Here is a 21,210-nt window from a genome sequence, read left to right as displayed (position 1 = left end):
CCCCTACGGTCGCGGAGGGGGCTGGCAGCCGCCTGGCAGCTGCCTGTCAGCCGCCGCCAGCGGCTGCACCCGGTGCGGCACCACGGTGGACAGCGCGATGACGGTGGTGCTCCGGCGCACGCCGGGGATCGTCAGCATCCGGTCGATCACCCGCTGGACGTGCTCGTTGTCGCGGCCCGCGACGCGGCACCAGACGTCGCCGGGACCGGTCACGATGCAGGCTTCGAGCAGCTCGGGGATGGACTCCAGGGTCCTGGAGATGTGCTCGCGGGCGGCCTGCTCGACCTCCAGGGTGGTGAACGCCTGCACCGGGTAGCCGAGGGCGGCGGGGGACAGGTTCGGGCCGTAGTCGATGATCACGCCGTCCGCGGCCATCCGGTCCAGCCTGGCCTGTACGGTGCCCCGCGCCACCCCGAGCAGCCGGGCGATCTCCAGCAGCCCGCTGCGCGGCCGGTCGGCGACCAGTCGCAGGACGCGCAGGTCCAGATCGTCGAGCCCGCGGCGACGTGCCGGCATATTCGCCTCCCAAAAGCCGATTCGGCTGTCAGATCGGCAGCATACGGCGAGCGGTGTTGTCAGACCCGCCGGTCGTGCCGAGACTGCGGATCTTATGGAGCACCAGTTTCCGTTCGTCCCCTACCGGCCCGAACGTTACGACGCCGACGAGATGATCAAGCGCGGGGAGGAGTTCCACGCGCTGGCCGACCGGCGGCGCAGCGTGCGGTTCTTCAGCGACGAGCCGGTGCCGTACCGGTGCGTCGAGCTGGCCGTGCGGGCGGCCAACACCGCGCCGTCGGGCGCGCACCAGCAGCCGTGGAAGTTCGTGGTGATCGGCGACCCGGAGGTCAAGCGGCGCATCCGCGAGGCCGCCGAGGAGGAGGAACGCCGCAACTACGAGGGCGGCAGGCTGCCGCAGGAGTGGCGCGAGGCGCTGGCCCCGCTGGAGACGACCTCCGACAAGGGCTACCTGGAGGTCGTGCCGTGGCTGGTGGTGTGCTTCGCCGAGAAGTACGGCGTGCGCCCCGGCGGCCGCAGGGTCAAGCACTACTACGTCAACGAGAGCGTCGGCATCGCCTGCGGCCTGTTCATCACCGCCCTGCACGCCATGGGCCTGTCCACGCTCACCCACACCCCCAACCCGATGGCCTTCCTCAGCGAGATCTGCCGGCGCCCGGCCAACGAGCGGCCCTACATCCTGTTCCCCGTCGGGTACGCCGCCCCCGACGCCGAGGTGCCGGATCTTGCCAGGAAACCGCTGGAAGAGGCTCTGGTCCGGTTCGACGGAAAATTGGGTCTTTCCTAGGGCACTCATCGTCTTCACTCTCAGTTCAGGCGCGGGTCAAACCCCCAGTCCCGCGCGGGCGAGGAGGACGAGGTGAAACGCCGATTACTCATTCTGCTGGCGGTCCTGAGCATGGTCAGCCTGACCGGCATGACCGGCGCCGGGGCCGGCGCGGAACCACCGGCGAACAAGCAGTACCGGGTCGCCGGCCCGGCCGACGCGCGCCAGCGCAGCGCCGTGGCGGCGACGGGCGCCGCCATCGAGGACGTGCAGCCGAACTCGGTGCTGGTCACCGCCACGGCGGCCGAGGTCGCGGCCATCAGGCGGCTCGGCTACCGGGTGACGGAGGCCCCGCGCCCGGCGCCGCCGGACGCCGTCGGGACGTTCGACTTCCCGCCGTCGGACTCCGGCTACCACAACTACGCGGAGATGACGGCCGAGATCAACACCCTGGTCGCGGCGCATCCGGGGATCATGAGCCAGAGCACGTTCGGCACCTCGTACGAGGGCCGGCCGATGCGCCTGGTCAAGATCAGCGACAACGTGGGCACGGACGAGGCCGAGCCCGAGGTGCTGTTCACCGCCCACCAGCACGCCCGCGAGCACCTCACGGTCGAGATGGCGCTGTACATCATGCACCTGCTGACCGACAACTACGGCACCGACGCCAGGATCACGAACCTGGTCAACACCCGTGAGATCTGGATCATGCCGGACCTCAACCCGGACGGCGGCGAGTACGACATCGCCAGCGGCACCTACCGTTCCTGGCGCAAGAACCGGCAGCCGAACTCCGGCTCCTCCTCGGTCGGCACCGACCTCAACCGCAACTGGGCCTACCAGTGGGGCTGCTGCGGCGGCTCCTCGGGCTCGACCTCCAGCGAGACCTACCGCGGCGCGAGCGCCGAGTCGGCCCCCGAGGTCAAGGCGGCGGCCGACTGGGTGCGCAGCCGGGTCGTCGGCGGCGTGCAGCAGATCAGGACGAACCTCGACTGGCACACCTACAGCGAGCTGGTCCTGTGGCCCTACGGCTTCACCTACGACGACACCGCGCCCGGCCTGACCCAGGACGACCGGGACGCCCACGCCACCCTCGGCCAGAACATGGCCGGCACCAACGGCTACACGCCCGAGCAGTCCAGCGACCTCTACATCACCGACGGCACGATCGACGACTGGATGTGGGGCCAGTACAAGATCTTCAGCTTCACGTTCGAGATGTACCCGGTCGGCGCGAGCCCCGGCTTCTACCCGCCGGACGAGCAGATCGTCCCGCAGACCACCCGCAACAAGGAGGCGGTGCTGCGCTTCCTGGAGTACTCCGACTGCGTCTACCGGATCATCGGCAAGGAGTCCCAGTACTGCGGCACCGGCACGCCGCCGGTGACGGTCTGGTCCGACACGTTCGAGACGGCGACCGGCTGGACGGTGAACCCGTCCGGCACCGACACCGCCACCACGGGCGCGTGGGAGCGGGGCGACCCCGAGGCGACCACCTCCTCGGGCGCCAAGCAGCTCGGCACCACGGTCAGCGGCACGAACGACCTGGTGACCGGCCGCCTGGCGGGCGCCGCGGCCGGTGACTACGACCTCGACGGCGGCGTCAGCTCGATCCAGTCGCCGCCGATCACGCTGCCCTCGACGGGCACGCTGAGCCTGTCGCTGTCGTGGTACCTGGCGCACGGCTCGAACGCCTCCAGCGCCGACTACTTCCGGGTCCGCGTGGTCGGCGGCACCACGACCACCGTGGTGCAGCAGGCCGGCGCGGCCACGAACCGCAACGGCGCCTGGGCCGTGGCGACGGCCGACCTGACCGCCTACGCGGGCCAGACGGTCCGCATCCTCATCGACGCGGCCGACGCCTCCGGGGCCTCCCTGGTGGAGGCCGGCGTGGACGACGTCAAGATCACCCAGCAGCCCTGACCCGACCGTCGCGCCCCCTCGTCAGGACCCCGGTCCGGGCGAGGGGGCGCTGCCGTCGGCTCCGGCACCCCGCGTTTCGGCACGTCACGGGCCGTCACGTGATTGGGTCTTGTAAGCACAGGGTGTCAAGGCTACGATCGCGACAACTCTTAGGAAACTTTCCTAAAAGAAATCATGGATCGGATGGCCCATGACTCGCTCGCCGCCCGCATGACTCATCGCTGAGCTGCGGAGACATCCGCCCGAACGACCCCTTCTCCCACGCCCCCGGCGCTGCGGGCGTGCACACCCCCCACCTTTTCCCAGCCGCTGGAGCGGTCACGCGGCCCGGCCGGACGCACCGGCCCTGACTGCCGCTGCAAGCTCCGCGCGCGCCTGCTTTTCCACCGGCCTGCGCCGACACCCCCCGAAAAGGCCCGTGTCTCATCTCCACGGGCCCGTGCCGTACGGCTTGCGCTCTCACCCCCCGGTGCAAGCCGTACGGCACGCCAGAAGAACGGAAATCGACAGTGAGATTTCGCGCGATCTTCTTAGCGCTCGCGACCCTCGCACTGAGTCTCCTGGCCCTGCCCGCCCACGCCGCCGCCGCCACCGCGACCTTCGTCAAGGTCGCCGACTGGGGGTCCGGCTTCGAGGGCAAGGTCACCGTCGTCAACGGCACCACCGCCCCCCTGGCCTGGAACGTGCAGTTCGACGTGCCGGCCGGGTTCTCCATCCCGTCCGCCTGGGACGCGGTCCTGACCAGGAGCGGCCAGCACTACACGTTCACCGCGCCGAGCTGGGCCGGACCGCTGGCGGCCGGGGCGAGCACGAGCTTCGGCTTCAACGGCGCCCCGGGCAACTTCCCCGGCATCACCGGCTGCACGCTGAACGGCTCCTCGTGCGGCGGCACGACCGTGGAGGTCCCCGGCAAGCCCGGCACGGCCACCGCGACCAGCACCGACACCAGCATCACCCTGTCCTGGGGCGCCTCCGCCGGCACGGTGACCGGCTACCGCGTCTACGAAGGCAGCGCCGTCAAGGCCACCGTCACCGGCACCACGGCGACGATCTCCGGCCTCGGGACCTGCCAGAGCCACACCTACACCGTCAAGGCGTACAACTCGGCGGGCGAGTCGGCCGCCGGCGACGCCGTGACCGCGACCACCACGGGCTGCGGCACCGGCGTGCCCGGCAAGGCCGGCCCGGTCACCGTGTCCGGCACGTCCCAGACCGGCGCCACGCTCAGCTGGCCGGCGGTCAACGGCGCCACCGGCTACGGGGTCCGCCTCAACGGCTCGCAGGTCGCCACGGTGACCGGCACCTCCCACACCCTCACCGGCCTGACCGCCTGCACCTCGTACTCGGTCACGGTCACCGCCTCCAACGCGGCCGGCGACGGCCCGCCCAGCGACGCCGCGACCTTCACCACCCCGGGCTGCACCACCGACCCGCTGCCCAAGCACTTCCTCACCGGCTACTGGCACAACTTCGTCAACGCCGCGACCGAGCTGAAGCTGTCGGCCGTGCCCAACGAGTACGACGTCGTCGCCGTCGCCTTCGGCGAGGCCACCTCCACCGCCGGCGAGGTCGTCTTCTCGGTCGACCCGGGCCTTTCCACCGCGCTCGGCGGCTACACCGACGCCCAGTTCAAGGCCGACGTGCAGGCCCTGCACCAGCGCGGCAAGAAGGTCATCCTGTCGGTCGGCGGCGAGGCCGGCCGGGTGCAGGTCGCCAGCGGCGCGGCCGCCACGAAGTTCGCCGACACGGTGTACGCGCTGATGCAGAGCTACGGCTTCGACGGCGTGGACATCGACCTGGAGAACGGCCTCAACGCCACCTACATGGGCCAGGCCCTGCGGGCGCTGCGCGCGAAGGCGGGCAGCGGCCTGATCATCATGATGGCCCCGCAGACCATCGACATGCAGTCGACCGGGATGGAGTACTTCAAGCTCGCCCTGAACATCAAGGACATCCTCACGGTCGTCAACATGCAGTACTACAACTCGGGCTCCATGCTCGGCTGCGACCAGTCCGCGGCCTACTCGCAGGGGACGGTCAACTTCATGACCGCCCTGGCCTGCATCCAGCTGGAGAACGGCCTGCGCCCCGATCAAGTGGCGCTGGGCCTGCCGGCCGGGCCCGGCGCCGCGGGTGGCGGCGTCGTCTCGCCCTCCCTCGTCAACCAGGCGCTCGACTGCCTGGCCAAGCGCACCAGTTGCGGATCCTTCGTGCCGCCGCGCGCCTACCCCGACATCCGGGGCGCGATGACCTGGTCCATCAACTGGGACGCCAGCAACAACTGGTCCTTCTCCAAGACCGTCAAGCCGCACCTTCAGGGGATGCCATGAGATTACGTACCAGACTGATCAGCTCGGTGGCCGGCCTGGCCATCGCCCTCACCGGGGCCGGCCTGGCCACGGGCGTCCCCACCGCCTACGGCGCCGCCGCCCAGCAGCAGCTGGCCGCCGCCTGGGCGCCGTGGACCGCCTACGCCACCGGCGCCGCCGTCACCTACAACGGCGTGGACTACGTGGCCCTCCAGGGTCACACCTCCCAGCCCGGCTGGGAGCCGCCGAACGTGCCCGCGCTGTGGAAGCAGGGCAGCGGCGGAGGCGACCCCACCCCGCCGTCGGTGCCCGGCAACCTGCGCTCGACCAGCGTCACGGCCACCAGCGCCGGCCTGGCCTGGGACGCCTCCACCGACAACGTCGGCGTGACCGGCTACAACGTCTACCGCGGCGGCACCCAGGTCGGCACCGCGACCGGCACGACGTACACCGACAACGGGCTGACGGCCTCGACCACCTACAGCTACACCGTCCGGGCCCGCGACGCCGCGGGGAACCTGTCCGGCGCCAGCAACGCGCTCAGCGTGACCACCCCCGGCGGCACCGGCGCGCCCGGCCAGCCCGGCACGGTCACCACGACCGTGACCGACACCAGCATCGCGCTGTCGTGGGGCGCCTCCTCCGGCACGGTGACCGGCTACCGCGTCTACGAGGGCGCGACCCAGAAGGCCGACGTCACCGGGACCAGCACGACGATCTCCGGGCTGAGCGCCTGCCAGAGCCACACCTACACCGTCAAGGCGTACAACTCGGTGGGCGAGTCGGCCGGGCGTGACGTCTCGGCGACCACGACCGGCTGCCCGACCGGCGGCAAGATGCCCGGCGCCCCCTACCTCTACACCGGCTGGGGCGACCCGCCCTCTCCCACCACGGTGATGAGCGCGACCGGCATCAAGTCGTTCACGATGGCCTTCATCCTGGCCAGCAACGGCTGCAACCCGGCCTGGGACGGGCAGCGCCCGCTCACCGGCGGCCAGGACGCGCAGGCCATCTCGGCCATCAAGGCGGCCGGCGGCAGCGTGCAGGTGTCCTTCGGCGGCTGGCAGGGCAACAAGCTCGGCCCGAACTGCTCCACGCCCGAACTGTTCGCCGGCGCGGTGCAGAAGGTCATCAACGCCGTCGGCCCGGCCGTGGTGGACTTCGACATCGAGAACACCGACGAGTTCGAGAACGTCACCGTCCAGGACCGCATCCTGAACGCCCTCAAGATCGTCAAGGCGGCCAACCCGAACGTCAAGATCGCCGTGACCTTCGGCACCGCGACCACCGGCCCGACCTACTACGGCACCCGCCTGATCAACCGCGCCAAGGAACTGGCGGTGCCGATCGACAACTACACGATCATGCCGTTCGACTTCGGCGGCGGCGCCAACATGTACCAGAACACCGTCAACGCGGCCGAAGGGCTCAAGAACGCCCTGAAGACCGCCCAGGGCTGGACCGACGCCCAGGCGTACGCCCACATGGGCATCTCCGGCATGAACGGCCTGTCCGACCAGCAGGAGCTCACCAACCAGAGCACCTGGACCCAGATCCGCGACTACGCCAACTCCCACGGCCTGACCAGGCTCGCGTTCTGGTCGGTCAACCGCGACCGCCCCTGCCCGGGTGGCGGCGTCGCGGAGAACTGCAGCGGCATCGCCCAGGACAACTGGGAGTTCACCAAGATCACCGCTGGTTTCTGACCCGCTGAGGCGGCCCGCCACCCCCGGGTGGCGGGCCGCACCGGCGCGCGGTCCGCACCCCCCGAAAGGACCCGCATGAGACCCCGCACGAGACTGCGCGGACCGGCGGCCACGGCCCTGGCCGCACTGGGACTCACCGTCCTGCACGCCACCCCGGCCGCCGCCGCGAACATCCTGTCCAACCCCGGCTTCGAGTCCGGCCTGAGCGGCTGGACCTGCCCGGCCGGCGCCCAGGCCGTCACCACCCCCGCGCACGGCGGCACGCAGGCGCTCCAGGCCACCCCGCAGGGCTCCGACCTCGCCCGCTGCCAGCAGACCGTCACCGTCAAGCCCGGCACCGCCTACCAGCTCTCGGCCTGGGCCCAGGGCTCCTACGTCTTCCTCGGCGCGACCGGCGCCGGCGTCAACGCCAGCACGTGGGGCGCCCCCGGCAACCAGTGGGGCCAGCTCAGGACCTCCTTCACCACCGGCGCGAACACCACCTCCGTGACCGTGTACGTCAACAGCTGGTACGGCCAGAGCGCCTACACCGCCGACGACATCGTCCTCGACGGCCCCGGCGGCCCGCCCGACACGCAGGCGCCGACCGTCCCCGGCGGCGTGGCCGTCGGCGGCCCGACCGGCACCAGCCTGACCGTGACCTGGTCGGCCTCCACCGACGACTCCGGCTCGGTCGCCCGCTACGAGGTCTCCAGGGACGAGGCCGCCCCCGTCGCCGTCGCCGCGACCAGCCACACCGCGACCGGCCTCACCCCCGACACCTCCTACTCCTTCCGCGTGCGGGCCTGCGACGCCGCCGGCAACTGCTCGGCCTACTCGCCCCCGGCCGGCGGCCGCACCTCCAAGGACACCGTCCCGCCCGCCGGCGACATCAGGTACGCCCCCTACATCGACATCACGATGACCAGCCCGTCCCTGGTGGGCGCGGCGGCCGCGACCGGCGTGAAGAACTACACGCTGGCGTTCGTGCTCGGCGACAGCAGCGGCTGCAACCCGGCCTGGGGCGGCACCATCCCGCTCGCCGACACCCGGATCGTCAACGACGTCAAGGCCCTCCAGGCCCAGGGCGGCCAGGTCGTCGTGGCCAGCGGCGGCGCGGTCGGACCGTACCTGGAGCACGCCTGCGGCACCTCGGCGGCGCTGCTGGCCGCCTACAAGAAGGTGCTCGACACCGTCGGCACCAACCACCTGGACGTCGACGTCGAGGCGAGCATCGACGCGAACAAGGTCAACACCGCGCTCAAGCAGCTCCAGACCGAGCGCGGCACGGTGATCAGCTACACCCTGCGCGTGCAGGGCCAGGACTACGGCGTGGACCCGTTCTCGCTGCAGATCCTCCAGGACGCCGCCGCCAAGGGCCTCGACGTGATCGTCAACCCGATGCTGATGAACTTCGGTTACACCGGTAACTGGGGCGACGCGATGACCGCCGCCGCCCAGGCCACGCTCGGCCAGATGAAGGGCGTCTGGCCGGCCAGGAGCGACGCCCAGCTCAGGCGCGCGCTCGGCGTCACCCCCATGATCGGCAAGAACGACACCGGCATGACCACCACCCAGGCCGACGCCCGCAAGCTCCTGACCTGGGCCAACAGCAACCACATCGGATTCGTCGGCTTCTGGTCGGCCGCCCGCGACAACGGCGGCTGCCCCAACGGCCAGGTCTCCCCGACCTGCAGCGGGATCTCCCAGTCCAGCTACGAGTTCACGAACATCTTCAAGGGGTTCACCGGATGACCGGCATCTTCAGGTGGCGCACCGCCGTCGCGGCGCTCGCGCTCGCCCTCGGCACGGCGGGCCTGTCCGCCACCCCCGCCCTGGCGGCCAACATCGCCGTCAACCCCGGCTTCGAGGACGGGCTGACCGGCTGGACCTGCAGCGCCTCCGCCGGCGCGGCCGCCGTCACCTCGCCCGTCCACGGCGGGACGAAGGCGCTCAAGGCCACCCCGGCCGGCGCCGACCTCGCCCGCTGCCAGCAGCAGATCAAGGTGCAGCCGTCGTCGTCGTACACGCTGTCGGCCTGGGTGCAGGGCGGCTACGTCTTCCTCGGCGCCACCGGCACCGGCGGCACCGACCCCCAGACGTGGGGCTCGCCCGGCTCGGCCTGGACGCAGCTGCGCACCACGTTCACCACCGGCGCCACCACCACGTCCGTAACCGTCTACCTCAACTCCTGGTACGGCCAGAGCGCCTACGTCGCCGACGACGTCGTCCTGGACGGCGCGCCCGGCGGCGGAGGCGGCGGCGACACCCAGGCCCCCACCGTCCCCGGCAACCTGACCGTGGGCGGCGCGACGAGCAGCTCGCTCACCGCCACCTGGTCGGCCTCCACCGACAACGTCGGCGTGGACCGGTACGAGGTCTCCCGCGACGGCGGCGCCCCGGTCGCCGTGACCGCCACCAGCCACACCGCCACCGGCCTGGCCGCCTCCACCTCCTACCGGTTCAAGGTCCGCGCCTGCGACGCCGTCGGCAACTGCTCGCCCTACACCGCCGAGGCCACCGGCACCACGACCGTCGGCGGCGGCGGGGGAGGCGGGCTGCCCAAGCGCGTCCTGGTCGGCTACCTGCACGCCTCCTTCGCCAACGGCTCCGGCTACATCCGCATGGCCGACGTGCCCGCCGAATGGGACGTCATCAACCTCGCCTTCGGCGAGCCCACCTCGGTGACCTCCGGCGACATCCGCTTCCGCCAGTGCCCGGTCGCCGAGTGCCCGAACGTCGAACCCGAGGCGGACTTCGTCGCCGCCATCAAGGCCAAGCAGGCCCAGGGCAAGAAGGTGCTGATCTCCATCGGCGGCCAGAACGGCCAGGTGCAGCTCACCACCACCGCGGCCAGGGACAAGTTCGTCGAGTCGGTCGCGGCCATCATCGACCGGTACGGCCTCGACGGCCTCGACGTGGACTTCGAGGGCCACTCCCTCTACCTCAACCAGGGCGACACCAACCTGGCCAGCCCCACCACGCCCGTCGTCGTCAACCTGATCTCCGCGCTGCGCGCGCTCAAGAGCCGCTACGGCGCCAAGTTCGTGCTCACCATGGCGCCCGAGACGTTCTTCGTGCAGCTCGGCTACCAGTTCTACGGCCCCGGCCCGAACGGCTCGGCCGACAGCAGGGCCGCCTCCTACCTGCCGGTCATCCACGCCCTGCGCGACGACCTGACCCTGCTGCACGTGCAGGACTACAACTCCGGGCCGATCACCGGCCTGGACAACCAGTACCACACGATGGGCGGCCACGACTTCCACGTCGCCATGACGGACATGCTGCTGGCCGGCTTCCCGATCATGGGCAACCCGAACAACGTGTTCCCGCCGCTGCGCCAGGACCAGGTGGCCATCGGCCTGCCCGCCTCGCCCAACGCGGGCAACGGGTTCACCACCGTCGCCGAGGTCCAGAAGGCGTTCGACTGCCTGGCCAAGGGCAGCAACTGCGGCACCTACCGGCCACGCGGCGTCTACCCGAACCTGCGCGGCCTGATGACCTGGTCGATCAACTGGGACAGGTACAACGCCTTCGAGTTCTCAAGGAGCCACCGGGCCTACCTCAACGGCCTGTGAACGGCCGGACGAGCTGGGTGGGCTTGAGCGGCACCCCCAACCCCGGCGGACGGTAGGTCGGCAGCGCCTCGCCGTACTCGTGCATCCAGGCGTGGTCGACCAGCAGGCGCATGCGCCCGTCCGCCGGCGTGCCGTCCGGGTCCGCCCGGGACGTCCGCCCGGCCAGCCGGGCCACCGCCTCGGCCACCAGGCCCGCGTCCGGCGGCGCGAGGTCGCACTGCTCGTCGGGGCCGATGAGCAGATCGACCTCCGGCGGCAGCGGGTAGATCGGCCGGGGGATGGCCAGCACGCGCGGCGAGGGAGCCATCGGCCACCCGTCGCGCACCGCCTCCAGCAGCACCGACCGCGACGTGCGGCGCGCGAACAGGCCCTCGCACAGGGCCCAGCTCAGCGCGCCCACGTCGGCGCGGTCCTCACCGCAGGCGTGCAGGCACAGGTACGGCACCAGCGGGATCCCCGCACCGCCCGCCGGCTGCGCCCACCCGCTGCCGCACCCGGTCAGCACCAGCAGCGCCAGCATCGCCCGGTAGGCGGTGTCGGCGTGCGGCGTCTCCAGCCGGCCCGGCACGATCATGCACCGCCCGCCGGTCTTCTCCGCCGTCACGCCCAGCTCCCGCGCCGTCTTCACGGTCCGCGAGGCGGCCACCCCGGTGTAGATCTCCTGCCAGCCCGGCGTGTACGGCTCCCGGTCCCCGTACCCCTGCGGCCACACCCCGGGCAGCCCGTCCCGCGCCACGCCATAGGCGGCCAGCAGCAGGTCGAACACCGTGGTCACCAGCTCGCCGCCGTCCCTGACGACCGGCACGCCGCGCCGCAGCACGCCCGGCCCGAAGTCGAAGCGCGGCAGCAGCACCTGCACCGCCTCGCCGCCGTACACGCTGAGCCGGTCGCAGGACCGGCCGAGCAGCCCGCCCGGCACGTACGCGTCCTCGCGCTCGCGCAGCCGCACCAGGAACGGCAGGTCCGTCCGCTCCATCGCGTGCGCGGCGAACGGCGGCCGGTCCAGGAAGAACTCCTTCAGCAGCACGTGCCCCATCGCCATCGCCAGCGCGCCGTCCGTGCCCGGCCGCACGACCAGCGTCTCGTCGGACAACCGGGTCGGGTGGGTGCCGATCGCCACCACCTTCTGGCCCTTGTACCGCCCGGCGATCACCCAGGGCGTGTCCGCCGTCCGGGCCAGCCGGTTGTTCTCCCCCCACAGCAGCACGTACGCCGCCCGCGCCCAGTCCTCGGCGCCCGGCCCCGTGAACCGCGGCCCGAGCACCTGCTCCGACGCGCACGGATGCTCGGTCAGCAGCGCGCCGCCCAGCCCGTCCACCACGCCCGCCAGCGGAGACGTCGCCAGCGCCGCGACCCGGTCCGCGCCGTGCTCCGCCGCCGTGTGCACGATCGCCGCCGCCGCCAGCTCGGCCGCCGTGGCGTCGTCCAGCGGGACGCGCCGCTCGCCGCGCCGCGCCTGGTAGACCTGAGAGTTGCCTGTGAGTTTCGCCCAGGCCGCGACCGGGTCACGGACCCCGTCCCTCACCTCGAAGTAGAGCCTGACCAGTGCCTGGTTGACCTGCGATCCCCCCATGGAAAAAGTTCAACACAGACAGTCATGTTCTATCGCCTTACGTGTCCGCATGTCGGGGATAAGAATTGGAAGCCCAGGTGGCGGCACTCAGATTGTTACGGCAGGCTAGGGGCCGCCATGGATTACGCAGTTCTCACGGGGGTCGTCCTCGTCACCGGTGTCGTGCTCGCCCTCGTCGCCCAGTGGCGCGACTGGCGGCCGCCACTCTACGTCGCCGTGCTCGTCGGCATCGCCGTCCGCGTGCTGATCATGTACACCTCCGCGATCGACTCATGGCAACCCGTCGACTTCATGGAGAGCTTCAAGCCCGCCGGCGAGGCGGTGCTGCAGGGCAAGGACCCGGTGCTGGCCAGCGAGGGCGGCTGGCACTTCCTGCCCACCATCCCCTACGTCTACGGCATCCTGCTGTGGCTCGGCATCCCGTGGGAGTACGCCGGCCGCCTGGTCACCGTCGTCGCCGACATCGTGCTGGTGCCGCTGGTCGGCAAGCTGGCCGGCGGGCCCAAGGCGTCCCTGCGCGCCTTCCAGTACGCGCTCAACCCGCTGGCCGTGCTCATCGCCAGCGTCCACGGCCAGGTCGAGCCGGTCGCGCTGGTGTTCGGCGTGGCCGCGTTCGTGGTCGCCCGCGGGCCCGGCGCGCCCGACCGTCCCGGCGCGACCGTCGACGTCGCCGGCCTTCGCGCCATGGCGCGCCGCCCTGTCGCCACGCTGCGCCGCGCCCTCACGCCCGGCTCCGACGACCGCGCCGACCTGCGGCGCGCCATGCTGGCCGGGCTGCTCATGGGCCTCGCGCTGTGCGCCAAGAGCTGGCCGATCTGGCTGATCCCCGGCATGCTGCTGCTCCTGCCCCACCTGCGCGCCCGGATCGCCGCCCTCGTCATCACCGGCATCGTCCCGGTGTTCTTCCTGCTCACCTCGCCGATCTTCGCGGGCACCACGCTCGACGAGATCCCCGCCGTCATCCGTACCATCCAGGACATCCGCCCGATCGTCGGCGAGTGGGGCTACAGCCCGTGGTTCACCGGCGGCGACTGGGCCCTGATGCCGGGGCTGGCCTCGTTCGGCACGAAGCTCATCTACGTCAGCGTCGTCGCCGTCCTGCTGCTGTGGCGGCGGGCCGACCCGATCGACCTGACCACGGCCATCCTGCTGGTCTTCATGGTCATGACGCCCCGCCTCGGCGCCCAGTACCTGCTGTGGTTCATGCCGTTCCTGGTGGCCAGGCCGACCAGGTGGGCCTGGCCGGCCATCGTCGGCACCTCGTTCTGGGCCGCTTACGGCTACCTCTACATGACGCAGTTCGGAGTCAACGACTGGTGGTACCTCCACCGCGACTGGTCACGCGCCTCCATCGTGCTGCTGCCGGTGCTGCTGCTGGCCATGCCCTGGGTCCGCCGCGTCTCGACGGCCCAGGACAGGGTCGCCGCCGTCCCGCCGAAGATCACCTCAACGGCGCTCTAGCCGCCGCCACAGGCTCACCCACTGGTCCGGGTGCACGTGGCCCACGACGGCGTCGCGGGCCACGCCCGCCTCGCCGAGCGCCGCGTCCACCCCCCGGTAGCGCGGGCGCAGGGAGGCGCGCACCGAGCCGCCGACCCCGCCGAACCCCAGCTCGACCAGCTCCAGGTAGCTTCCGCGATCGTTCACCAGCGGCTCGGGCCGCCGCCGCAGGCGCAGGATCGCCGAGTCCACCGACGGCACCGGACGGAAGCTCTCCCTGCCGATCGTGTCGCCGAGCCGCCAGTCGAACCACGGCCACGACGACACCGTGACCAGGCTCCACCGGCCGTAGTCGCCGGTGCGCTTGCGCGCGTACTCCCGCTGGGTGAGCAGCGTCGCCGAGGTCAGCTCGCGCGCCCGCAGGCACCAGTCGACGATCCTCGACGTGACCGAGTACGGGATGTTGCCCACGACCGCGAACGGCTCACGCGGCGCCCGCGCGGCCGTGAAGTCGCCCCTGACCACCTCGATCCGCGGATCGTCACGCGTACGCGAGGCCAGCCGCCCGGCGAGCCGGGGATCGAGCTCGTAGCCGATCACCCGCGCCCCGGCCTCGGCCAGCGCCAGCGTGAGCACGCCCGGCCCGGAGCCGGGTTCGAGCACCAGCCCCTCCGGCGCCGCCGCCTTGATCATCAGCTCCACGGCATGCCGGTCGGCCAGGAAGTTCTGCGAGAGCTCACGCCTGAGCCGGTCGGCGGGCGTACGACCGCCGCCGCCGTTCCTGACGTGCTTCTGGGTGTGTGAATAGTTTCCGTGCGCGAAGTTCTGCGCCACAGCACTGCCCTTTCGGGTCCTCGAGATGAACAGGTCTCGAAGGGCCCCGGGCGCGCCGGCGGACGCGCGGTGTCAGCCGTCCGCTAGCGGGCCAGAGCCCGGCCGCGGCGGATGCGGATGAACACGGTGCAGAACATGGAACACATGGCGCCGACAGTAGGCCGGACGGCGCCACCAGGGCAAACGATTAAATGTGATGCGGGGGAACGCCCGGTTCGTCACCCTTGGAGGCATGCAGGCAACGGTCACCGTCACCCCTGCGCAGCTTCCCGAGGTGCTGCTGCACGTCGCCGTGGTCCGCCCGGTCTTCCTGTGGGGCGCCCCCGGCATCGGCAAGAGCTCGCTGGTACGCGAGTTCGCCGGCTCGCTCGGCCTCGACTGCGTCACCCTGCTCGGCACCCAGCTCGCCCCGGAAGACCTGATCGGCGTGCCCGAGCTGGTCGGCGGGCGCAGCCGGTTCGCGCCGCCGGAGTCCATCGCCCGCGACGAGCCCTACTGCCTGTTCCTCGACGAGCTCAACGCCTCCGCGCCCGAGGTGCAGAAGGCGTTCTACTCGCTGATCCTCGACCGCCGCATCGGCACGTACGAGCTGCCCGCCGGCTCGGTCGTGATCGGCGCCGGCAACCGGGCCACCGACAACGCGCTGGCCCGCCCGATGGCCTCGGCCCTGATCAACCGCCTGGTCCACGTGCACCTGCGCGCCTCGGCCGACGACTGGCTGAAGTGGGCGGCGGCCCACGGCATCCACCCCTGGATCGTCGACTACCTCGTCCAGCGCCCCGACCACCTGTGGAGCCCGCCGCCCAAGACCGAGGAGCCGTTCTCCTCGCCGCGCGCCTGGCACATGCTCTCCGACGTGCTCACCTCCTACGGCGACGACCTCGGCGACGAGACCCTCGCGATGCTCGCCTTCGGCACCCTCACCACCGCCCACGCCTCCGCCTTCCGGGCCTACGTCAGGACCGTCCGGCACGCCTACGACCTCGACGCCGTGCTCAAGGGCGAGGCGCCCTGGCCGCGCCGCCCCGAGGAGCGCGACCTGCTCTACTTCCTGGCCGAGACCTTCCGCGCCCGCCTGATCAAGGAGCTGCCCGCCGACAAGCGCGGCGCCTCCGCCCGCGGCCGCGACCTCGGCTTCCGCGCCAAGACGCTGCTCGTCGAGCTGGCCGAGATCTCCCTCGAATGCGCCCAGCTCGTCATCGCCAACGACGCCGACGGCGCGCCCGCGCTGCCCACCTGGTTCCTCGTCGAGATCGGCAGAGACGTGCCCCGGCTCATGGCGGCCCGCTCGTGAGCCGCCGCAAGCCCAAGGCCGACCCCTGGCGGGCCGAGGTCATGAACGGCTGGGCCGCCGTCAAGGGCCACCCGCTGTTCGCCGGCCTGCACGGCACCCTGCTGGAGGCGGCCGACGGCCGGCTGCCGCCCGAGACGTGGGCCGTCGTCAGCGAGGACGGCGACGTCACCTTCCACCCCAAACGCCGCGCCCCCGCCGCGGAGTGGGCATGGGTCTTCGCCCACCTGCTGCTCCACCTGGGCTTCGGCCACGCCGACCCGCGCGCCTGCGCCCCCAAGGACGTCGACGGCGACCTGCCCGACCCCGCCTACCACGCCGCCTGCTGCCTGGCGGTCGACCGCTTCCTGCGCACGGTCAAGATCGGACACTGTCCCGCGCCGCTGCCCGCCGAGCTGCCCGAGGAGGACGAGGTCACGCTCTCCGAACGGTGGCGCAGGGCCGGCGTCCCGCCCCCGTTCCAGCCGCTCGGCCCGCCCGACTTCCACATCGGCACCGAGGAGGATGCCGAGCACTTCGACTTCCAGCGCGGCTTCGCGATCGGCGTCGCCTGGTCCGCCACGTCCGCGCTCGACCGGGCCGGCGCGCCGCGCACCCCCGTCGAAGGCCACGTCAAGGGTCCCTGGGACGGCGCGCTGCGCTGGTTCATGTCGTCGTACCCGCTGCTCGGCGCGCTGGCCGCGGGCATGAAGATCGTCGCGGACGCCGAGCTGGCCAGGGCCTGGGACATCTCGATCGCCGCCGTCAGCGCCGAGGCGGCCGAGATCTACGTCAACCCGCTGGCCACGCACACCGAGCACGAGTGGCGTTTCGTGCTCGCCCACGAGATGCTGCACGCCGCCCTGCGGCACGGCGAACGGGCCGGCATGCGCGAGCCGTACCTGTGGAACGTCGCCTGCGACTACGTGATCAACGGCTGGCTGGTCGAGATGGGCGTCGGCGAGATGCCCGAAGGGCTGCTGTTCGACCAGTCGCTCGGCGCGATGTCCGCCGAGGCCGTCTACGACCGGATCGCCGGCGACCTGCGACGCCTGCGCAAGCTGGCCACCCTGCGCGGCCGCGGCATGGGCGACGTGCTCGACCGCCCGGCACGCCAGGCCCGCGGCTACGTCGACCTCGACGACTACTACCGCAACGCCCTGTGCACCGGCCTGGCCTACCACCACTCCAGCGGACGCGGCCTGCTGCCCGCCGGGCTCGAACAGGAGATCCGCGCGCTCGAACAGCCGCCCCTGCCCTGGGACGCCCAGCTCGCCCGCTGGTTCGACGAGCACTTCCAGCCCGAGGAGTCGCGCCGCTCGTACGCCCGCGCCTCCCGCCGCCAGGCCGCCAGCCCCGGCATCCCGCGCCCCGGCCGGGTACGGCCCGAGGAGGTCGTCCGCAGGAAGACGTTCGGCGTCGTCCTCGACACCTCCGGCTCCATGGACGTCAAGCTGCTCGGCAAGGCACTCGGCGCCATCGCCTCCTACGCCGCCGCCCGCGACGTGCCCCGGGCCAGGGTCGTCTTCTGCGACGCCACCGCCTACGACGCCGGCTACCTGCCGGTCGAGGAGATCGCCGGCCGGGTCAGGGTGCGCGGCCGGGGCGGCACGATCCTCCAGCCCGGCGTCAAGCTGCTCGAACGCGCCGACGACTTCCCGCCCGACGGCCCCATCCTGCTGATCACCGACGGGCAGTGCGACGTGCTGCGCATCCGCCGCGAGCACGCCTTCCTGGTGCCCCAGGGCGCGCCGCTGCCCTTCCGGCCGCGCGGCCCGGTCTTCTTCATGAAGTGACCCGCGGACGCGTCCGATTCCGACAAGACCCGTCCCCGCCCTCGGCGGTAGCGTCGCCGGACACGGCTCTCTCGACGGAAGCGGACATGGACACACTCGACCGAGCGGCACAATTCCTGCGACTCCACGGCAGGCTCATCGACAGGCTGAGGTTCGAGGCCCTGTTCGCGGGCGGCTCCCGCGCCCGCGTGCTCGACGCTCTGCGCTGCTACCAGAACGCCGACGGCGGCTTCGGCAACGCCCTGGAACCCGACCTGCGCGGCGCCGCCAGCCAGCCGCAACCGGTCGAGGTCGCCTTCTGGATCCTCGACGAGCTCGACGCCTTCGACTCGCCGATGGTCGCCGCCGCCTGCGACTACCTGACGGGCATCACGGCCGCCGGGGGCGGGGTGCCGTTCGTGCTGCCGTCCGTCCGCGACATGCCGCGCGCGCCCTGGTGGCAGACCCCCGACGACCCGCCCGGCGACCTCAACCCCACCGCCGCGCTCGCCGGACTGCTGCACAAGCACGGCGTCACCCACCCCTGGCTCGGGCCGGCCACCGACTTCTGCTGGTCGCGCATCGCCGGGCTCACGCAGACCACTCCGTACGAGGCCCGCGCCCTGCTCGTGTTCCTCGAACACGTCCCCGACCGGGAACGGGCCGTCGCCGAGTTCGCCCGGCTGCGCGAGGCCGTCCTGGCCACGGTCACCTTCGACCCGCACGCCGAAGGCGCGGTGCACCACCCCCTCGACTTCGCGCCCGCGCCGTCGGCCCTGCCCCTCTTCGACGCCGCCACCCTCGACCTCCACCTGGACGCCCTGGCCGCCGCCCAGTCCCCGGACGGCGGCTGGCACCCGAACTGGAACACCTGGACCCCGCTGGTCGCCCACGAATGGGCCGGCCACCTGACCCTGGCGCGCCTGAGCACCCTGCACGCGTACGGCCGCCTGCCCGCCTGAGCCGATTCTGTCGGCCGGGTCGCGTACGTTGGAGGCATGTACGCGGAACGGCACCCGGGCGACGCTCTCTCCGGCCGTGTCGCCTGCGTGTGGCAGCAGGTCAGCGAGGGCGAGACCATGCAGCTGGTGGTGCCCGACGCCTGCGTCGACCTCATCTGGGGGCCCGGCGGCCTCTTCGTGGCCGGCCCCGACACCGGCCCGGTGCCCACCCCGATGGCGGCGGGCGACGCCTACGTCGGCATCCGCTTCAAGCCCGGCGCGGCGGGCGCCGTCTTCGGCGTCCCGGTCCACGAGCTGCGCGACCGCCGCGTCCCGCTCGCCGCCCTGCCCGCCGTCGCCGTCCCGCCCTCGCTGGCCGACGCGGCCATGGCGGCCGACCCGGCGGCGCGGCTCGCGGCCATGCGCGCCGCCGTCCTGACCCGCCTGCGCGAGACCCCCGCCCCCGACCCGGCCGCGTCCGCCATCGCCGGCGCGCTGCGCATGGGCCGCAGCGTGCGCGACGTCGCCTGGGCCATCGGCCTCAGCGAACGCCAGCTCCACCGCCGCAGCGTCGCCTCCTTCGGCTACTCGCCCAAGACCCTCCAGCGCGTCGTCCGCTTCCAGCACGCGCTCACCCTGGCCCGCGCGGGCGTGCCGGCGGCGGAGGCGGCGGCCCGCGCCGGCTACGCCGACCAGGCCCACCTGTCCCACGACGTGAAACGGCTGAGCGGCGTCCCGCTGGGCCGCCTGCTCTCACCCGTCCGGCATCTTGCCTGACACCAGCGCCTGCGCCCACTTCGCGCTCGGGTCGCTGTCGATCAGCACCGCCCGTGCCAGCAGGCTGAGCGGGATCGCCAGGATCGCGCCGAGCGGCCCCAGCATGAACGTCCACACGATCAGCGACAGAAACGTCATCGTGGTCGAGAGCCCCACCGCGTCCCCCAGGAACTTCGGCATGATGAACGACTGCGTGACCACGTTGATGACGATGTAGGCCACGACCACCAGCACCATCGTCTTGACGCCGCCGTGCAGGAGCGCCAGCAGGGCGGGCGGCAGCAGCCCGATGACGAACCCGATGTTCGGGATGTAGTTGGCGATCAACGCCAGCACCCCCCACAACAGCGGCAACGGCACGTCCAGCAACGACAGCACGATGACGTCGAGAACCGCGTCGATCAGCCCGAAGACGGTCGAGACGATGAGATACCGCCGCGTCTTGTGCGCGAACGTCGCCAGCGCCGTCACCAGCTGCGGCCGGTTCCCCTCGCCGGTGGTGAGGATGCGCGCCGTCACCGGCGCGTCGAGGCACATCGCCAGCAACAGCACCACGATCAGGAACAGGCTCGACAACACGCCGATCAGGCTCCCGAGCAGGCTCTGCGCCAGCCCCAGCATCCGGCCGGGATCGAACGCCTGCACCGCCTTGGCCAGCACGTCGTTGCCCAGCCCGTGGGTGGCGGCCCAGTGCTGCGACGCCGCCAGCAGCTCCTCGAACTGCTTGGCGTACGTCGGCAGCAGCGAGGCGAGCTGGGTGACGGAGATCGTCAGGATCCCCACCATGCCGAGCAGCACCAGCACCACGATCAGGAACGGCACCGCCACCTGCACCCATATGGGCGCCCGCCGCGCCGCCAGCCAGCTGCGCACCGGCGCCACGGCGATGACCAGCACGAGCGCCAGGACGACGGGCCCGACGATGGAATTGACCTCACGCAGCCCGAACAGGGCGATCACCGCGCCGGCGATGCCCACCAGGAGGATGAGTGCTCTCGGCACGGATTGATCTCGCACGGCGGAATACCTACCCACCATGCCTCGCCGGCGTGTGGCGGGCCGCCGATTTGACGGTTCTGGGGACCGTACATAGAGTTCACCAGTCCCACGAGGAAGGCGTTGATCGCCGGACTCACTCGGGGGCCACCTCCAGACACTGCCACTCCGGCGGACGTTCGCGTCCAACGGAAGGTCGATTCGACAAGAGTCGGGCTTGGGAGTAAGTTAGAGGGGTTGTCCCGGAAGCGGGGCGCGACTTAATTCCAGCAGGTCGAGCAAGTCCGGTCAATTTGACAGAGACTTGAACGGCTGAAAGAATTAAGACACAACGAAAGAACGCAAGACGAAATGAACGCCTCCGAGCGGGGATCCGGGAACGGGTTCTGGTGAGGAAGTACGCGTCCGTTTCTTGAGAACTCAACAGTGTGTTAAAAGCCAGTGCATGAAACACATGCATGACCCCGTCCAAATCTTCGGATGGACGGATTCCTTTTTGGTTGGGATTCAACCACTTTTCCAAGCATTGTTTGGAGAGTTTGATCCTGGCTCAGGACGAACGCTGGCGGCGTGCTTAACACATGCAAGTCGAGCGGAAAGGCCCTTCGGGGTACTCGAGCGGCGAACGGGTGAGTAACACGTGAGCAACCTGCCCCTGACTCTGGGATAAGCCCGGGAAACTGGGTCTAATACCGGATACGACCGCCTCCGGCATCGGGTGGTGGTGGAAAGTTTTTCGGTTGGGGATGGGCTCGCGGCCTATCAGCTTGTTGGTGGGGTAGTGGCCTACCAAGGCGACGACGGGTAGCCGGCCTGAGAGGGCGACC

Annotated in this window: 15 protein-coding genes and 1 rRNA gene; 12 read left to right on the top strand and 4 right to left on the bottom strand. The window is 71.4% G+C overall.

Annotated features, from left to right (window positions below; translation table 11 throughout):
• Positions 1 to 3: 3 nt before the first annotated feature.
• Positions 4 to 516: an Lrp/AsnC family transcriptional regulator gene (locus ACFYYW_RS05650; RefSeq protein WP_352327564.1), complete on the bottom strand. Its 513-nt coding sequence runs from the start codon at positions 514 to 516 to the stop codon at positions 4 to 6.
• A gap of 94 nt (positions 517 to 610) precedes the next feature.
• On the opposite strand from ACFYYW_RS05650, the gene ACFYYW_RS05645 reads away from it, so the two are divergent.
• The 6 genes from ACFYYW_RS05645 to ACFYYW_RS05620 all read left to right on the top strand — a co-directional run bounded on the left by ACFYYW_RS05645 (position 611) and on the right by ACFYYW_RS05620 (position 10,777).
• Positions 611 to 1,303, top strand: coding sequence for a nitroreductase family protein (locus ACFYYW_RS05645; protein ID WP_352327563.1), 693 nt, complete (start codon positions 611 to 613; stop codon positions 1,301 to 1,303).
• Positions 1,304 to 1,375: 72 nt separating this feature from the next.
• Positions 1,376 to 3,205, top strand: coding sequence for a M14 family metallopeptidase (locus tag ACFYYW_RS05640; RefSeq protein WP_364388978.1), 1,830 nt, complete (start codon positions 1,376 to 1,378; stop codon positions 3,203 to 3,205).
• A gap of 509 nt (positions 3,206 to 3,714) precedes the next feature.
• Complete coding sequence (locus ACFYYW_RS05635; protein ID WP_387645558.1) at positions 3,715 to 5,535, top strand: cellulose binding domain-containing protein; 1,821 nt, start codon at positions 3,715 to 3,717, stop codon at positions 5,533 to 5,535.
• Positions 5,532 to 7,220, top strand: coding sequence for a fibronectin type III domain-containing protein (locus ACFYYW_RS05630; RefSeq protein ID WP_352326095.1), 1,689 nt, complete (start codon positions 5,532 to 5,534; stop codon positions 7,218 to 7,220). The genes ACFYYW_RS05635 and ACFYYW_RS05630 overlap by 4 nt, the downstream gene beginning before the upstream one ends.
• A gap of 75 nt (positions 7,221 to 7,295) precedes the next feature.
• A complete protein-coding gene (locus ACFYYW_RS05625) occupies positions 7,296 to 8,954 on the top strand; it encodes a carbohydrate binding domain-containing protein (RefSeq protein ID WP_387645554.1) in 1,659 nt (552 codons plus the stop codon).
• On the top strand, positions 8,951 to 10,777 hold the full coding sequence (locus ACFYYW_RS05620) for a chitinase (protein WP_387645551.1): 1,827 nt from the start codon (positions 8,951 to 8,953) through the stop codon (positions 10,775 to 10,777). The genes ACFYYW_RS05625 and ACFYYW_RS05620 overlap by 4 nt, the downstream gene beginning before the upstream one ends.
• Here the strand turns inward: ACFYYW_RS05620 and ACFYYW_RS05615 are convergent.
• Positions 10,764 to 12,350, bottom strand: a complete 1,587-nt coding sequence (locus ACFYYW_RS05615) for a molybdopterin-dependent oxidoreductase (protein WP_387645549.1) — start codon at positions 12,348 to 12,350, stop codon at positions 10,764 to 10,766. The two genes, ACFYYW_RS05620 and ACFYYW_RS05615, sit on opposite strands and share 14 nt — an antisense overlap.
• Before the next feature lie 117 nt (positions 12,351 to 12,467).
• On the opposite strand from ACFYYW_RS05615, the gene ACFYYW_RS05610 reads away from it, so the two are divergent.
• Positions 12,468 to 13,811: a hypothetical protein gene (locus ACFYYW_RS05610; RefSeq protein ID WP_387645546.1), complete on the top strand. Its 1,344-nt coding sequence runs from the start codon at positions 12,468 to 12,470 to the stop codon at positions 13,809 to 13,811.
• Here the strand turns inward: ACFYYW_RS05610 and erm are convergent.
• The gene (gene erm, locus ACFYYW_RS05605; protein WP_387645544.1) at positions 13,797 to 14,624 is read right to left on the bottom strand and encodes an ErmE/ErmH/ErmO/ErmR family 23S rRNA (adenine(2058)-N(6))-methyltransferase; all 828 of its coding nucleotides are present in this window, start codon (positions 14,622 to 14,624) and stop codon (positions 13,797 to 13,799) included. The two genes, ACFYYW_RS05610 and erm, sit on opposite strands and share 15 nt — an antisense overlap.
• Positions 14,625 to 14,856: 232 nt before the next feature.
• Between erm and ACFYYW_RS05600 the strand changes: the two genes are divergently transcribed.
• From ACFYYW_RS05600 to ACFYYW_RS05585, 4 genes are all read left to right on the top strand, one after another.
• The gene (locus tag ACFYYW_RS05600) at positions 14,857 to 15,918 is read left to right on the top strand and encodes an ATP-binding protein (protein ID WP_387645541.1); all 1,062 of its coding nucleotides are present in this window, start codon (positions 14,857 to 14,859) and stop codon (positions 15,916 to 15,918) included.
• A complete protein-coding gene (locus ACFYYW_RS05595; RefSeq protein WP_387645538.1) occupies positions 15,915 to 17,690 on the top strand; it encodes a hypothetical protein in 1,776 nt (591 codons plus the stop codon). Before ACFYYW_RS05600 ends, ACFYYW_RS05595 begins: the two co-directional genes overlap by 4 nt.
• A gap of 86 nt (positions 17,691 to 17,776) precedes the next feature.
• Positions 17,777 to 18,631 carry a hypothetical protein gene (locus tag ACFYYW_RS05590; protein ID WP_387645536.1) on the top strand — a complete coding sequence of 285 codons (855 nt, stop codon included), beginning with the start codon at positions 17,777 to 17,779 and terminating at the stop codon, positions 18,629 to 18,631.
• A 36-nt stretch (positions 18,632 to 18,667) separates the two neighbouring features.
• Positions 18,668 to 19,387, top strand: coding sequence for a DUF6597 domain-containing transcriptional factor (locus ACFYYW_RS05585; RefSeq protein ID WP_387645534.1), 720 nt, complete (start codon positions 18,668 to 18,670; stop codon positions 19,385 to 19,387).
• Here the strand turns inward: ACFYYW_RS05585 and ACFYYW_RS05580 are convergent.
• Positions 19,364 to 20,389, bottom strand: coding sequence for an AI-2E family transporter (locus tag ACFYYW_RS05580; protein WP_387645531.1), 1,026 nt, complete (start codon positions 20,387 to 20,389; stop codon positions 19,364 to 19,366). The two genes, ACFYYW_RS05585 and ACFYYW_RS05580, sit on opposite strands and share 24 nt — an antisense overlap.
• A 521-nt stretch (positions 20,390 to 20,910) precedes the next feature.
• Here ACFYYW_RS05580 and ACFYYW_RS05575 point away from each other — a divergent pair.
• A 16S ribosomal RNA gene (locus ACFYYW_RS05575) occupies positions 20,911 to 21,210 on the top strand; the annotation flags it as partial.

This window comes from Nonomuraea sp. NPDC001831, assembly GCF_042892035.1.
Classification (GTDB): domain Bacteria; phylum Actinomycetota; class Actinomycetes; order Streptosporangiales; family Streptosporangiaceae; genus Nonomuraea.
The sequence above is the reverse complement of the archived record's forward strand: the minus strand, read 5'-3'. Positions and strand labels throughout refer to the sequence as shown.

Bases quoted from the DNA above. Each gene is read 5' to 3' on its own strand.
- ACFYYW_RS05615 (WP_387645549.1), bottom strand. From the start codon at position 12,350: ATGGGGGGATCGCAGGTCAACCAGGCACTGGTCAGGCTCTACTTCGAG.
- ACFYYW_RS05590 (WP_387645536.1), top strand. From the start codon at position 17,777: ATGGACACACTCGACCGAGCGGCACAATTCCTGCGACTCCACGGCAGG.
- ACFYYW_RS05645 (WP_352327563.1), top strand. From the start codon at position 611: ATGGAGCACCAGTTTCCGTTCGTCCCCTACCGGCCCGAACGTTACGAC.
- ACFYYW_RS05585 (WP_387645534.1), top strand. From the start codon at position 18,668: ATGTACGCGGAACGGCACCCGGGCGACGCTCTCTCCGGCCGTGTCGCC.
- ACFYYW_RS05625 (WP_387645554.1), top strand. From the start codon at position 7,296: ATGAGACCCCGCACGAGACTGCGCGGACCGGCGGCCACGGCCCTGGCC.
- ACFYYW_RS05630 (WP_352326095.1), top strand. From the start codon at position 5,532: ATGAGATTACGTACCAGACTGATCAGCTCGGTGGCCGGCCTGGCCATC.
- ACFYYW_RS05620 (WP_387645551.1), top strand. From the start codon at position 8,951: ATGACCGGCATCTTCAGGTGGCGCACCGCCGTCGCGGCGCTCGCGCTC.
- ACFYYW_RS05650 (WP_352327564.1), bottom strand. From the start codon at position 516: ATGCCGGCACGTCGCCGCGGGCTCGACGATCTGGACCTGCGCGTCCTG.
- ACFYYW_RS05610 (WP_387645546.1), top strand. From the start codon at position 12,468: ATGGATTACGCAGTTCTCACGGGGGTCGTCCTCGTCACCGGTGTCGTG.
- ACFYYW_RS05600 (WP_387645541.1), top strand. From the start codon at position 14,857: ATGCAGGCAACGGTCACCGTCACCCCTGCGCAGCTTCCCGAGGTGCTG.